At 64.5% G+C, this 13,503-nt stretch carries 15 protein-coding genes; 5 read left to right on the top strand and 10 right to left on the bottom strand.

All coding sequences use genetic code 11. From position 1 onward, the window contains the following. Positions 1 to 245: 245 nt before the first annotated feature. Positions 246 to 743 carry a hypothetical protein gene (locus LZ519_RS03245; RefSeq protein ID WP_249867294.1) on the top strand — a complete coding sequence of 166 codons (498 nt, stop codon included), beginning with the start codon at positions 246 to 248 and terminating at the stop codon, positions 741 to 743. Here LZ519_RS03245 and LZ519_RS03240 read toward each other — a convergent pair. Together LZ519_RS03240 and LZ519_RS03235 are read right to left on the bottom strand one after the other, a co-directional pair. Further along, on the bottom strand, positions 740 to 2,518 hold the full coding sequence (locus tag LZ519_RS03240) for an ABC transporter transmembrane domain-containing protein (protein ID WP_249867293.1): 1,779 nt from the start codon (positions 2,516 to 2,518) through the stop codon (positions 740 to 742). The genes LZ519_RS03245 and LZ519_RS03240 overlap by 4 nt on opposite strands. 102 nt (positions 2,519 to 2,620) lie before the next feature. Next, entirely contained in the window at positions 2,621 to 3,685 is a 1,065-nt protein-coding gene (locus LZ519_RS03235; RefSeq protein ID WP_249867292.1) for an acyltransferase family protein, read from the bottom strand. 218 nt (positions 3,686 to 3,903) lie between these two features. Here LZ519_RS03235 and LZ519_RS03230 point away from each other — a divergent pair, with 218 nt between their 5' ends. Then, the gene (locus tag LZ519_RS03230; RefSeq protein WP_249867291.1) at positions 3,904 to 5,133 is read left to right on the top strand and encodes a polyhydroxyalkanoate depolymerase; all 1,230 of its coding nucleotides are present in this window, start codon (positions 3,904 to 3,906) and stop codon (positions 5,131 to 5,133) included. On the opposite strand, the gene LZ519_RS03225 is transcribed toward LZ519_RS03230, so the two are convergent. Genes LZ519_RS03225 through LZ519_RS03215 form a run of 3 tightly spaced genes read right to left on the bottom strand, consistent with a single transcriptional unit; the run spans position 5,130 to position 7,438 of the window. Further along, on the bottom strand, positions 5,130 to 6,482 hold the full coding sequence (locus LZ519_RS03225) for an MFS transporter (RefSeq protein WP_249867290.1): 1,353 nt from the start codon (positions 6,480 to 6,482) through the stop codon (positions 5,130 to 5,132). The two genes, LZ519_RS03230 and LZ519_RS03225, sit on opposite strands and share 4 nt — an antisense overlap. 50 nt (positions 6,483 to 6,532) lie before the next feature. After that, positions 6,533 to 6,784: a hypothetical protein gene (locus LZ519_RS03220; RefSeq protein ID WP_249867289.1), complete on the bottom strand. Its 252-nt coding sequence runs from the start codon at positions 6,782 to 6,784 to the stop codon at positions 6,533 to 6,535. A 48-nt stretch (positions 6,785 to 6,832) separates the two neighbouring features. After that, entirely contained in the window at positions 6,833 to 7,438 is a 606-nt protein-coding gene (locus LZ519_RS03215) for a DUF4126 domain-containing protein (protein ID WP_249867288.1), read from the bottom strand. A gap of 91 nt (positions 7,439 to 7,529) precedes the next feature. Between LZ519_RS03215 and LZ519_RS03210 the strand changes: the two genes are divergently transcribed. Next, complete coding sequence (locus tag LZ519_RS03210; RefSeq protein ID WP_249867287.1) at positions 7,530 to 8,237, top strand: head GIN domain-containing protein; 708 nt, start codon at positions 7,530 to 7,532, stop codon at positions 8,235 to 8,237. A 6-nt stretch (positions 8,238 to 8,243) separates the two neighbouring features. Here the strand turns inward: LZ519_RS03210 and LZ519_RS03205 are convergent, their stop codons facing one another. Genes LZ519_RS03205 through LZ519_RS03190 form a run of 4 tightly spaced genes read right to left on the bottom strand, consistent with a single transcriptional unit; the run spans position 8,244 to position 12,049 of the window. After that, entirely contained in the window at positions 8,244 to 9,422 is a 1,179-nt protein-coding gene (locus LZ519_RS03205) for an acetyl-CoA C-acyltransferase (protein ID WP_249867286.1), read from the bottom strand. Between the two features lie 11 nt (positions 9,423 to 9,433). Next, complete coding sequence (locus LZ519_RS03200) at positions 9,434 to 9,889, bottom strand: MaoC family dehydratase (protein ID WP_249867285.1); 456 nt, start codon at positions 9,887 to 9,889, stop codon at positions 9,434 to 9,436. Beyond that, positions 9,889 to 10,992, bottom strand: coding sequence for a mechanosensitive ion channel family protein (locus LZ519_RS03195; protein ID WP_249867284.1), 1,104 nt, complete (start codon positions 10,990 to 10,992; stop codon positions 9,889 to 9,891). The genes LZ519_RS03200 and LZ519_RS03195 overlap by 1 nt, the downstream gene beginning before the upstream one ends. A 34-nt stretch (positions 10,993 to 11,026) precedes the next feature. Continuing rightward, the gene (locus LZ519_RS03190) at positions 11,027 to 12,049 is read right to left on the bottom strand and encodes a DNA topoisomerase IB (RefSeq protein WP_249867283.1); all 1,023 of its coding nucleotides are present in this window, start codon (positions 12,047 to 12,049) and stop codon (positions 11,027 to 11,029) included. 61 nt (positions 12,050 to 12,110) lie between these two features. Here LZ519_RS03190 and LZ519_RS03185 point away from each other — a divergent pair, with 61 nt between their 5' ends. Both LZ519_RS03185 and LZ519_RS03180 read left to right on the top strand, forming a co-directional pair. Continuing rightward, on the top strand, positions 12,111 to 12,659 hold the full coding sequence (locus tag LZ519_RS03185) for a type 1 glutamine amidotransferase domain-containing protein (protein WP_249867282.1): 549 nt from the start codon (positions 12,111 to 12,113) through the stop codon (positions 12,657 to 12,659). A 35-nt stretch (positions 12,660 to 12,694) separates the two neighbouring features. Beyond that, positions 12,695 to 13,000 (top strand): hypothetical protein, encoded by a 306-nt coding sequence (locus tag LZ519_RS03180; protein ID WP_249867281.1) that lies wholly within the window; start codon positions 12,695 to 12,697, stop codon positions 12,998 to 13,000. Between the two features lies 1 nt (position 13,001). Here LZ519_RS03180 and LZ519_RS03175 read toward each other — a convergent pair whose 3' ends face one another. Further along, entirely contained in the window at positions 13,002 to 13,334 is a 333-nt protein-coding gene (locus LZ519_RS03175) for a hypothetical protein (protein ID WP_249867280.1), read from the bottom strand. Positions 13,335 to 13,503 lie beyond the last annotated feature (169 nt).

Genomic DNA, 13,503 nt, shown 5'->3' with positions numbered 1-13,503 from the left:
TCGCTGCACAGCAGCGGTCCCCTTTAACGTATCTAGCCTCTTGCAACTCGCCGGACTTCGCCGTTTTCCTTTGCTTTTTCGCCGCCGCAACGGAACTGTTGTAGGGTTGAAGTGTCTAATGCGGCGACCGCAAAGGAGGTTTTGCGATGGCAAAGTCCAGCACTCGTAAGTCAACATCATCAAAGTCTTCGTCGCGCTCCAAGAGCTCGAACCAAAGCACCAGTGATAAGATCGCAAAGGCCGCGATGAGCAAGGAAATGCTCGCTGCAGGCCTGACCGCTGCCGCGGCCGCGATTGCCGCCAGCCCGAAGGCCCGCAAGGCAATCAAGGACGCGGGGATGGATGCAGCGGACACGGCCGACAAGGCGGCCAAGTCAATGATGTCCAGCGCCACCAGGCTCGGCTCGCTGATTGCCGAGGCCGTCGCCGACGCGGCTCAGCGGATCATGTCCGGCAAGTGGCCGATGGACGACAGCAACTCGTCCGGCACGCGCGGGGCAAGCTCGGCGCGGAGCTCGACCTCGAGCTCACCTCGAGCGACCACTGCGAAGCCGGCGGCCAAACGGTCGACGACCCGCCGAAGCACGGCGAAGAAGAAGACCTCCACCGCAGCCAAAACCAGCGGCACCGCGACCCGCAAGGCGCCCGCAAAGTCGGGTGTCGCAAAGCGAAGCACCGCTCGCAAGTCGACGACTGCGCGGCGCGGCGCACGCAAGCCGTCGGGCGGAACGAAGCCTAGCTAGGCGGCCTGCCCGGCGAACTGAAGGCGGGCGAGGCTCGCGTAGAGTCCCTTCGCCTTCGTCAGCGAATCGTGAGTTCCTTCCTCGACGATCCGGCCGTGCTCCATCACGATGATGCGGTCGGCAGCGCGGGTCGTTGCGAGCCGGTGCGCGATGACGACGGTGGTGCGAGTCTTCATCAGTCGCTCCAGGGCTTCTTGGACCAACTGCTCGCTATGCGCGTCGAGCGCTGACGTCGCCTCGTCAAGCAGGAGCAGGGGCGCATCGCGAAGCAGTGCGCGGGCGATGACGATGCGCTGACGCTGCCCGCCGGAAAGGCGTGCCCCGCCTTCGCCAAGGAACGTGTCGTAGCGCTCGGGCAAAGTGTCGAGAAATTCATGGGCGTTGGCGGCCTTCGCCGCCTCGACGATTTCCTCGTCGGTCGAGTCCCAGCGGCCGTAGCGGATGTTGTCCTTGGCCGAGGCGGCGAAGATCACCGTTTCCTGAGGCACCAGCGCGATCCGTTTCCGCATCTCGGCTGGGTCGACGTCGCGAACGTCGATGCCGTCGATCAGCACTCGCCCTTCCTGCGGGTCGTAGAATCGAAGCGCCAGCTGCAGCAGCGTCGACTTGCCTGCACCCGACGGGCCGACCACCGCCACCGTCTCCCCGCGCGCAATGTTCAGCGACAGATCGTGGACCGCCTTCTCCTCGGGCCGCGTCGGGTAGCGGAAGGTGATATTGTCGAACTCGAGGCTTCCGACCGGCGGCTCGGGGAGCGCAACCGGCTCCGCCGGCGCATGGATTTCAGGCCTGGCGATCAGCAGCTCGTGGATTCGCCCGGCAGCGCCCGAGCCGCGAAGAAGGTCGCCATAGGTTTCGGTCAACGCCCCGAACGCGCCTCCGACGAGCACGCCGGTAAAGACGAAGGCGGCGATGGTCCCGCCGGTCATCCTGCCCTCGGCGACGTCGCTGGCGCCCTCCCAGAGGATCATGACGATCGCTCCGAACATCATCAGGATGACGCTGAAGGTCATGACAGCGCGAAGCGTGAAGCGCCGACGCGCGACGCGGAACGCCTGCTCTACGGCAGTCGAGAAGCGGCCGAGCTCGCGCTCCTCCTGACCGAAGGCCTGGACGACCTTCATCGCGCCGAGCGTCTCGGACACAGTCGTACCCACGTCGGCGATCCTGTCCTGCGACGAGCGGCTTAGCGAGCGGACCTGGCGACCGAACAGTACAAGCGGGATGACGATCACCGGGATCCCGATGACCAACATCGCGGCAAGCTTGGGCGCAAGGACGAACAGGTAGATGATGCCGCCAATGCCGGTTGCCATGTTCCTGAGCGCAATCGAGACGCTCGAGCCGATTACCTGGTCCAGGATCGCGGTGTCGGCGGTGAGCCGCGATGCGATCTCCGACGGTCGATTCTCCTCGAAGAAGCGCGGAGGCAAGGACAACAGGTTTCGCTGAACGGCGACCCGCAGGTCGGCGACAGTCCGCTCGCCGATCCATGACACGAAGTAGAAGCGCAGCGCGGTGGCGAGCGCCAGTACGGCCACAATCATCAGCAGATAATGAAACGCGGTGGCGACCGCATGTTCACTGCCGCCCTGGGAGCCGAAACCCTGGTCGATGACGCGTTTGAATCCGTAGGGAATTGCCAGAGTCGCCGCGGACGACATCACGAGGAAGAAGAGGGCGGCGAAGATCTGCGCCGGATATTTGCCCGCGGCGCGCCACACGACCCAAAGGTTGCCGAGCCTGCCTCGGGGTTTTTCGGTACTGGCCGCCATTCGCTACCGCCTAGCAGCCGCGCTCCAAGCTCTCAACGAGCCGTTCGCCGGATGAAGATTTGCGCGAGGGAGTGGGTCGATTCGGGGACGGGCGTCACGCAGTCAGGCCGTGGTAGCTGCTTGCCGGTGAGGCGAGTCGCCGAGGTTTCTCAGCTTGAGAGCCGGGCGCTCCACGCAGAACCATGAAAGTGCGCCACACAGCACGCCCAGTGGAAGCGAAAGCGCGATCATCGCGGCGACGCCGATTCCCGGGATGAGCGCGGCGAGGACCTGGCCGACGGGAAAACCCCAGATGTAGGTGCCGTATGAATAGTCCCCGAGCTTGTTGTAAGCGAGGAGAGCGGGCGCGCGGGCAAAGCCAAGCCAGAGAACGCAATAGGCAACCGCAACCGACCACAGTTCCTGAACGCCATGGCCGGTCACGATCAATGCGAACGCAGTAGCGAACAGGACCAGCGCGACACGACCGTTGCGGATACCCGAGGCACGGAACAGGTAGAAAGCTACACCGACGACGAACGGCAGGCTGAAAACGGCAAAATACCTGAACTGCGGCCACGGCCCATAACGGATGATGAGATAGGCCGGAGCCCAGGCGAGGACGATTACGGCGAACCGTTCGCGCCGAAGCAATCCCAGCACGCCGATCAAGAACAGGCCCGCGTAGCACGCACCTTCGAAGAGCAGCGTCCACAGCGGCCCGTTGACGATGTTGGGAGTGGGGTTGTGCATGAACACGCCGGGCAGTCCGATTGCGTACAAGATGCCGACAAGCGAGATGTTCTTGAGGGGGTACAGCCACACGCTTTCGTCGGAGAAATAGGCACCGAGCGGGTGGTCGGTGAACAGCGGTCCGATAAGGAATGCGCAGGCGAGCGAGACCACAAGAAGGGCCGGAATAATCCGCGTCACCCTCGCGAGCAGGAAAGCGGAATTGGACGTACGGCGTTCGAAACTGAGCGAAATGAAATATCCGGAGATCGCGAAGAAGGCGAGGACGGCCGTCGCTCCAAGATCGATGCCGATCAGGCTGTAAAGCGGGTCGGGGGTGTCCCAGGACAGAGACAGGTTCCCCGAATGAGATATGATCACCGAGCTTGCCGCAATCATCCGTATCAAGTTGAAGTGGTTCTGCTCGCGCTGACGCGGCAGGCTCTCGAACGACACGGAGGCTCATCTCCAAGTCGGCCGGCGGTTCGCCCCGAGCGGCCCCACCTTCCAGTTGAAGAGGTTTATTTCTCAATGGCATCGGTGCATACCTAACGTAAGTTAGTGCTGGAGGCTTCGCGCCCTGCTGACGCGGGGTGAGACATCGACTGGGGATAACTTCGCCGCAGCGCACCAATTCCTTGCGCAGGTGCGAAAGAGGGGCCACATCAGAGCCAATGCTCTATGATGCTTATGAAGTGCAGCGCTCCTTCCTCGCGGGCGCAAGCAAGCTTGCGGGCTTTGGGGCCGGGTGGCTCACCAATCCGGCAAATCCCATGGCCTACGCAAGCGCCAGCCCGCTGATTGCTGCGAGCCTCGAGGTCTTCGCCAACGCGACCGCACCGCACGGCAAGCCTGAGTTCGGGCTGAAGGCGGTCAAGATCGGCAAGAAACAGGTCGCGGTTCGCGAAGAGATCGTTCTGCGCAAGCCTTTCGGGCAGCTCAAGCGCTTCGTCCGGGAAGGCGTCGACACCGGCCCGAGGCTCCTCATCGTCGCCCCGATGTCGGGCCATTATGCGACGCTGCTTCGCGGCACCGTCGAGCGGATGCTTCCCGGGCACGACGTCTACGTGACCGACTGGCGCGACGCGAAGATGGTGCCGCTCAGTGAAGGCAGCTTCGACCTCGACGATTATGTCGACTACCTGATCGAGTTCCTGGAGACGATCGGCGAGGCGACCGGCGAGCGGCCGCATGTGATCGCCGTCTGCCAGCCCTCTGTGCCCGCATTTGCCGCAACCGCGCTGATGAACGCCGACAAGAACCCGTGGCGGCCCAAGACGCTCACAATGATGGGTGGGCCGGTCGACACGCGCAAAGCTCCGACGCCGGTCAACACGCTAGCGATCCAGCGGCCGCTGAACTGGTTCCAGAACAACGTGATAGCCACGGTCCCTGCGATCTATCCTGGTACCGGCCGAAAGGTCTATCCGGGCTTCCTTCAGCTCGCCGGCTTCATGGCGATGAACCTTGGCGACCATCTCGTCAGCCACTGGGAGATGTTCAAGCATCTGGTGGTCGGCGACGACGAGCATGCCGACGCGACCCGCGCCTTCTATGACGAATACCGGTCGGTCTGCGACATGACCGAGGAATTCTACCTGCAGACGGTCGACGTTGTCTTCAAGCGGCACCTGCTTCCGCGCGGCAAGATGACTCACCGCGGCCGCAAGGTCGATCCGGCGGCGATTACCGACACCGCGCTTCTCGCCATCGAAGGCGAGCGCGACGATATTTCCGGAATCGGCCAGACCAAGGCGGCGCTGGGCCTCGCGACCAAGCTCAAGGCGTCGGCGAAGAAATACTTCCTCGCGCCGAATGTCGGCCATTACGGAATCTTCAACGGCGGCAAGTGGCGCGAGATCATCGCCCCCGTCGTCGAGGACTGGATCGCCGCCAGCGATTAGGTGGGCGCCGCCTTGCGTTGCTTGCTGGTCGAAGTGTGGCGAAGCCCTATGAAGGATACGAGGCCCGACAGGGCTGCGATCACCGCCCCGATGATCATTGCCACCGAATAAGGGGCCAGGAGCGCCTTGCCGTTTTCCGCGAGCACGGCACCGAGCAGCGACACTCCGAACAGGCCGCCGGCGCGCGACAAGGCGCTGTTGAAACCGGAAACCATCCCGGTGTGCTTCGGATCGACGGAAACGAGGACGGTGCTCGTCAGCGGGGCAACGAGAATCGACATTCCCAGGGCGATTAGCGTGACAGCAGGGAAGACGTTCGTCCAATAAACCTGGTCCGAAGCGACCCGCGTCGCGAGCAGGAATCCGGCCGCGACCACCAGCGGGCCGACCGTCAGTGGCACGCGCGGGCCAAAGCGCGTGGCGAGCTTGCCCATCAGGGGCGAGCCGAGCCCCATTAGGATCGACAAGGGCAGCAACGACATTCCGGCGGCGACGGGCGAATAGCCGCCTGCGGAGATCAGCACGTAGGGCAGGAGAAGCAGGCAGGATCCGAAGGTGCCGTAGAGAAGGAAGGTGGTGAGGTTGAGCGACGAGAAGCACCAGTCGCCGAAATAGCGGAGCGGGATCATGGCCTTCTCACCCGCCCGGCGCTCGATGAGCATGAAGACGACCAGAATGACGATGCCGGCCGCGATCGACGCGCCCACAAGCGGCGAGAAGCTGCGATGCGAAGACCATAAGGTGAGGCCGTAGGCGAGGGCGCCCAAACCGAGAGTGGCAAGCACGGCCCCGGGGAAATCGATCGGCACCTTCTGCCGGTCTTTCGATTCCGGCACTTTCCAGAGCGCCACGGCGACCGAAGCCGCCGCGAACGGAATGTTGATGTAGAAAATGCTCGGCCAGCCGACATGGTCCACCAGCCAGCCGCCGATCAGCGGAGCTATCGCAGCGCTGATTGCGCCGGCGGCGGCCCAGATGCCGACCGCACGGCCGCGCGCTTCGCCTTCATAGGCGCTGTTGAGCAAGGCGAGGCTGTTGGGAAGCAGCAGCGCGGCAGCGACTCCCTGGAGCGCCCGGCCGACGAGGAGAAGCTCGAGCGAGCGGCTGACAGCGCAAAGGACGGATGCCAGGCCGAACAGGATGGTGCCGATGACCAGCCAGCGCCTGCGACCCTGGTGATCGCCGAGCGCTCCGCCGAGGAGGATCAGGGCTGCGAGTGGGAGCGTGAAGCCGTTCACCACCCATTGGATCTGGGCGGCGCTCGCATCAAGGCTTTCCCGCATCGCGGGGAGGGCGACATTGAGGACCGAGCCGTCGATGAAGGACAGTGAGGACGCACAGACCGACATGACGAGCGTCCATGTCGGGGAAGGGCGCCGCATCCGACGGCCTTAGCGCATCAATCGACCTTTTGCGCGATCGCGGCGGCGACCATCGCTCGCCACGTCTCCACGTCCCCGGCGGCAGCCATGGCTTCGTCGGGCTCACGCATCGTGTGGAGCACTGCCTCTGCCTGGTTCACATGCTCGCGCCAGGCGAGGTCGATCTTGTCCCCGGCCGACGGGTCGCTGCCTTCCGCATTGCTGCTGAGCGCAGCGCCCGCGAGAACCCGCGCCACTCTTTCGACCAACGGCTTTTCCGAAACCGGCATTGTCCGCTCTCCTCCTTTTCAGTGACAACACGCCGGAGGGCGTGCGGTTCAACGGGCGGACTTGCGCCGTGGGGGAGGGGGCAGAATCCGCTTGAGGAAGGCGCGGGCCTTCCACACGAGCCACAGCGACAGCAGCACCAAGATCGCGGCAATCAGAACCGCGGCGACAGGGTTGGCAATCGCCAGGGCAAGCAGCCCGCCGGTGGCGACATCTTCGGCGGTGGACACCGCGACATTGGAGAAGGGCTCCGGGCTCGCATTGACCAGGGTGCGGGCGCCGGCCTTGCCGGCATGGGCAAGGAAGGCCGCGCCGCCGCCCAGGAGCAGGCTTCCCAGCTGCCAGGCAGGGTCGGCGCCATCAATGATCGCCATCGACAGCAATGCGCCGCCGATGGGGCGGACGACGCTGTGGACGGCGTCCCAGGCACTGTCGACCCAGGCGATCTTGTCGGCGAAGAACTCGGCCAGCGCACCAACAGCCGCGACTCCGATGATCCAGTTGTTCGCGAGAACGTCGAGAGCGCTGAGCTGGTCGGGCAGGGCGATCCAGCCCAGCTTCATCGCCAACCCCGTCGCGAATGTGACCAGATACAGCCGCCAGCCGGCCAGGAGGCTGACCGTTGACGCCAGGGCAATCAGTTCGACCGCGGGCATTCCCGGCGAATAGCATTTCCGCCGTTCGTCGAAAAAGGGCTTGTACTCTACAAATGTAGCGCTACAAATGTAGCGACTGAAGGAGGCAACCATGTCGCGTCACCAAACCGTCCTCATTATCGCCGCCGCCGCTCTTGTTTCGACGGCACTGATCGTTCCCACGTCGGGGGTGCTTGCCGAGAGCTGGACGACCGTCACCGTCGATCACCGGCCGATTGTCCAGGGCAGCGGACACGTGGTCCAGCAGAGGCGGGACGTCGGAGACTTCCGCCGCGTGGAAACGCTTGGGTCGGAAGACGTGGACGTCCGTTTCGGCCCGACTCGCTCGGTCGTCATTGCCGCCGACGACAACATCCTGCCGCTTCTCAGCAGCCGGGTGGTGGGCGGGACGCTCAAGTTTGAAAGCCGTGGTTCCTACCGGATGCGCGGCCCGATCCGCGTCTGGATCACCACGCCCAGGCTCGACGAGTTCAAGACGGTGGGCAGCGGGAACGTCGTCATCCACGACGTCAACAGCTCCAGCCTGAAGCTCAGCCTGCACGGCTCCGGCGACATCCAGGCAAACGGCCGCACGCAGCAGCTCGATCTGGCGCTGATGGGCTCGGGCCGGGCGCGTCTCGCCGACCTCCTTGCAACCGACGTTTCCGCAGGTGTGTTCGGAAGCGGCGACGCCATCGTCCGCGCGACGGGCAAGCTCGACGCCCAGATGTTCGGTTCGGGGAGCCTGCGTTACGTGGGCAATCCGAAGAGCATGCGCAGCTCGCACTTCGGAAGCGGGCGGATCGTCTCCGCTAACTGAAGCCCACTACAAGATCTCGAACAGGCCGGCGGCGCCCATCCCGCCGCCAACGCACATCGTGACGACGACGTGCTTCACTCCGCGGCGCTTGCCCTCGATCAGCGCGTGGCCGGCCATCCTCGCGCCCGACATTCCGTAGGGATGTCCGATCGAGATGGCGCCGCCGTCCACGTTCAGCCGGTCATCGGGGATTCCAAGCTTCTCCTGGCAATAGAGCACCTGGACGGCGAAGGCCTCGTTGAGCTCCCAGAGCCCGATGTCGTCGACGCTCAGGCCGAAGCGGCCGAGCAGCTTGGGAACGGCGAAGACCGGGCCGATACCCATCTCGTCCGGTTCTGTGCCGGCGACCGCCATGCCGACATAGCGGCCCAGCGGTTCGAGCCCGCGTTTCGCCGCGAGCTCGGCTTCCATAAGGACGCACGCGGACGCACCGTCCGAAAGCTGGCTCGCGTTTCCGGCGGTGATCTGCTTGCCTGGCCCGCGCACGGGCTCGAGCTGCTGAAGCCCCTCCAGCGTCGTCTCGGGACGGTTGCCCTCGTCCTTGTCGATTGTGATGTCGCGCATCGAGACCTCGCCGGTCTCCTTGTCCTTGACGCCCATCCTTGCGCTGACGGATATGATCTCGTCGTCGAACCTGCCCTCGGCTTGCGCCTTGGCGGTCCGCTGCTGCGAGCGAAGGGCATATTCGTCGCACCGCTCACGGCTGATCGAATAGCGTTCGCCGACCACTTCGGCGGTGTCGATCATCGGCATGTAGACGCCGTTGTGCATTGCCAGCAGCTCGGGATCGGGGCCGACGCGCAACTCGCCCGTCTGGACGAGGGAGATGGATTCGACTCCGCCGGTGACGATCACGTCCATCCGGTCGACGATGATCTGCTTGGCGCCGGTGGCTATCGCCATCAGTCCGGACGAGCACTGGCGGTCTATCGACATTCCGGCGACCGTGACGGGTAGTCCGGCGCGAAGCCCCGCAGTCCGTCCGATGGTAGTCTGGACGCCCTGCTGGAGCGCCGCGCCCATGATGCAGTCGTCGACCTCCGCCGGGTCGATCTTCGCACGTTCAACCGCGGCTCGGATCGGGTGCGCTGCGAGCGTTGGGGAAGGGGTGGCGTTGAACGCGCCGCGATACGCCTTTCCGATCGGAGTCCGGGCGGTGGAAACGATGACTGCGTCGCGGGCCATTCGGCTCTCCTTCAGGTGAACAGCAAGGTCAGCCACACGGCCGATAGTGCTGGCTTGTCCTCATCTTCTATCTCGACAGTCACGAGGTGGCGTAAAAGAATTTGTCCCGCCGCTTTGTCCTCTACGCAGTCCAGGGTGAAGCGGCCCCGGACCCGCTTGCGGGATCGGACCGGCGCCAAGAACCGAACCCGGTCGAGTCCGTAGTTTACGATCATTCGCGTGCTGTCCGGGACCAGGATCACCTCGGCAGCCATTCGCGATAGCAGCGACAGGCTGAGGAAGCCGTGCGCGATGGTGCCGCCGAACGGTGTCTGCGCGGCAGCCTGCGGATCGACGTGGATGAACTGCCGGTCCTCGGTCGCGTCGGCGAAGGCGGAGATCCGCTCCTGGTCGATCGTCAGCCAGGACGAAACGCCAATCTCCTGCCCGGTGCGGCCGCGAATTTCGTCAATCGTTGCGACGGGCATCAGCGGCGCGCCGGAGCGGCCGCATAGGGCATGATCATCTTCCCGTCGGGCGCGGCCGTGAAGGTCGTCTGCGTCGGATAGGCGAAGTCGATCTTTCGCTCCGCAAACTCGCGAAGGATGTGCATCATGATCGCGGTTCGATCAGCTGCGAGGACGTTGGGGTCCACCGTCGTGACATCGAACAGCAGCTCGTGGTCGAGGCTGGACGGCCCGAAGCCCGTCATCGCGCAGCGGACGAAGGCACAGCCCCGGCGGCTCTCCACCGCCTGGCGCGCGAGGTCCGGAATCGCCTCCAGCTTCTCGGTCGGCGTCTGGTAAGTGATTCCGAAATTGAGGCTGGTGCGGCGGCTCTGCCCCTCGGCCAGGTTGCGGATTTCCTGATCGAGAAGCTTGGTGTTGGCCATCACCAGCTGTTCACCGCTCAGGGCGCGAAGCCTCGTCGTCTTCAGCCCGATCCTTTCGACGGTTCCGACGCTGTTACCGAAGCTGATGGTGTCGCCGCGACGGAATGGCTTGTCGAAGAGGATCGAAAGCGCGGCGAACAGGTCGGAGAAGATTCCCTGCGCCGCGAGGCCGATTGCGATTCCGCCGATGCCGAGCCCGGCGACAAGCGCGGTGACGTTCACGCCCAGATTGTCGAGGATGACAATCACCGCGATCGCGAACAATGCGACGCTGACGAGCACGCGGATCACCGCTCGGGCGTTGTCGAGAGAGGTCTCCCCCGGTTCGTCGCCCGCCTTCTGAGCGAGAATTCCCATTACCAGCTCGCGCGCCCACACCGCCGCCTGCAACGCCGCGACGATGATGAACGCGACATCGATCAGGCGAGCGATCCGCTCCGGCGGCTCTGAGTAGCTGGCGAGCACGTCGAGCGCGGCGACGACCATGAATACGATGCTGGTCCTGGCGAACACGCGCCCGATCACCGAGCGCCAGGTGCGGCAATGTGGGTCCCTGGCGGCGATCTGGCGGCCGATTTCGCGAAGGACGAGCATCAGCGCGACCGCAGCGACGGCCGCGGCGGCGCCGATCATCAGCTCGTGCCGGTTCTGCGCCAGCCAGGCGGCGGCGCGCGAGGGCCACATGATGCGCTCGTCCATCGCCGGCGGTCATGGCCGGTTCGGGCCGTGGAAATCAAGCAGCGCGCTTGCGCTGCGTGCCTTGCTTTCGCTCCAGGAATTTGAGGAAGCCGACTTCCGGAGACGACAACCACTTGCGCTTGCGCTGCGGCTCGATGCCGCCAAGCGGGTCGCGCGGATTGTCCTTTATCGCCTCGATCAGCGCCGGGTGGACATAAGACTTGCGGCTGATCGCCGGCGTGTTCCCAAGCGCTTCCGCCACGGGCTCGACGACGGTCTGGACGCTGACCCGGCTCGCTTCGTCCGCTTCCAGAATCTCGCCGTAGGCGATGACGCTCGCCCACCAGGTGCGGAAATGCTTGGCTGTGAACTCGCCTCCGCTCGCTTCGCGAATGTAGGCGTTGACGTCATCGGACGTGATCGGGTGCGGCACCCCTTCGCCGTTGATGTACTGGAACAGCGCCTGGCCGGGCAGCTCCTTGCACTGGCGGACGATCCGGCCAAGCCGCCGATCGGTGATGACCAGCTCGTGGAGCTTCCCGTGCTTGCCGTTGAAGCGCATCTTCACCTTGCCGCCGTCGGTGTTCACATGGCGGCAGAGAAGCGTCGTCGCACCAAAGCTCTTGTTGTCCTGTGCGTAGCGTTCGTTCCCAATGCGCAGATATTCGGTGTCGAGGAGCCGGACGACGGCAGCGAGCACCTTCTCCCGGCTCATTCCCGTGCTGCCAAGATCCTCCTCCACCCGCGTCCTGATCTTCGGTAGCGCCTCGCCGAACTGGAGGAGGCCGGAGAATTTCTTCTTGTCGGCCCGGGCGCGGAAGTCAGGATGGTAGCGATATTGCTTGCGGCCCCGCGCATCGATCCCGGTCGCCTGCAGATGCCCGTTGGAATCCTTGCAGAACCAGGCGTCGGTATAGGCCGGGGGAAGGCCCAGCGAATTGAGCCGGTCGATCGTGTCGCGGTCGGTCACGCGTTCACCCGCCTCGTCGAAATAGGCCCAGTAGCGGCCCATCCGCTTGCGCGAGTACCCTGGCTCGCTATCGCTGCTGTGGCGCAACCTTTGCTTCTGTTCCGGCATGATCGCCTAAGCGACCGGCGGGGCAGGGCGGTTCCTGCTGTTCGCCGAACGGAGTCACCAAGTGCCGAAAATCCGCGATTCAAGGGTGCTCATCGTCGCCACCGACGGGTTCGAGGAGTCGGAGCTGTTCGGCCCGCGCGAAATGCTGATGGCGATGGGCGCGCAGGTAATGCTCGCCTCGCCGGACTTGAGGCCGATCCAGGCGACGGTGCACGACGATCCGGGCAGGACGATCCGGCCCGACGTGAGGATCGAGGACGCTCGCTCGGCCGATTTCGACGCGTTGGTCCTGCCCGGCGGGGTCCGAAACCCGGATGCCCTGCGAATGAACAAGCCGGCGATTGCGCTGATCAGGGAGTTTGCGCAGGCGGGCAAGCCGGTTGCCGCGATCTGCCATGGCCCTTGGCTGCTCGTGGAAGCCGATCTCGTGCGGGGCAGAAAAGTTACGGGATGGCCTTCGATCCGCACAGATCTCTCCAATGCCGGGGCGAAGGTCGTGGACGAACCGGCGACGATCGATGGGAACATCCTGACCAGCCGCAACCCCGACGACGTGAAGCCCTTTACGGAAGCGCTCGTTGAGCTGATCGAATCCTCGGCGTCTGCCTAACCAGCCGGCAACCTTTGGCAGGGTAGGAAGCGTGAATGGCCCTTCTCGCCCGACTCCTCGCACGCCGATGCTTCGAGCTTCCCGAGTTCGAGCTCCGCCCGCTCGAGTTCGAGAGCGAGGCGGCGGAGGAGCTTGCCGAATTGCTGCTCGACAAGCCCATGGCGGTGAGCGCCACCAACGTCGTTGCGATGCCGCGGCCCATGCCCACCGCCGGCGAATTGCGCGATTCGATCGAGCGCCACCTGCGCAACAAGGCAAGTGGCGCCGGCGCTGGCGAGCGCCTCAGTCCGGCCGACGAACTGAAACTTGCGCTCGCCGAGCTTCGCCAGTCGCTCGCTTAAACTAGTCCTCGACCGTCAACGCCTCGATGGTGAGCACCAGCGAGCCGTCCGGTTGTTGATCGGGCTCGCCTGCAAGCGCGATGTCGGCAACCACATGGCCGGGGATGGAGAACTCGGAATCTTCAAGTCCGTTAACCAGCCTTGCCACTATCGCCCCCGCATCCGGCGCTGGGACACGAAGGCGAATTTTGTGTTGCTCGCCTGTAAAGGTTAATGATTGCCAATCCGTTGAACGGAACTCGGTAAGCAAAATCCTATCGCGGTTTACGCCGCCACGCCGAAGCAGGGAACGCAGCAACCCCGCGGCGGCGGGGGACATGGCCAGCCGCATCATTGCGGCGTCTCCAGATAGGCGAGAACCCGCTGTATAGTTCGCGGGCGCGGCTCTCTCCCCTTGCGCAGATCGAAAACAAACCGCGGATCGCCGACAGCATCCCGGCCGAATCGGGTTGGTGCGACCTCCTGGTGGCGTAGAAATTTCTCGACTTCTCTTAGCAGATACA

This window comes from Sphingomonas anseongensis (assembly GCF_023516495.1).
In the GTDB taxonomy this organism is placed as follows: domain Bacteria; phylum Pseudomonadota; class Alphaproteobacteria; order Sphingomonadales; family Sphingomonadaceae; genus Sphingomicrobium; species Sphingomicrobium anseongensis.
Note: the sequence above shows the minus strand (reverse complement) of the source record. Positions and strands in the feature narration are given on the sequence as shown.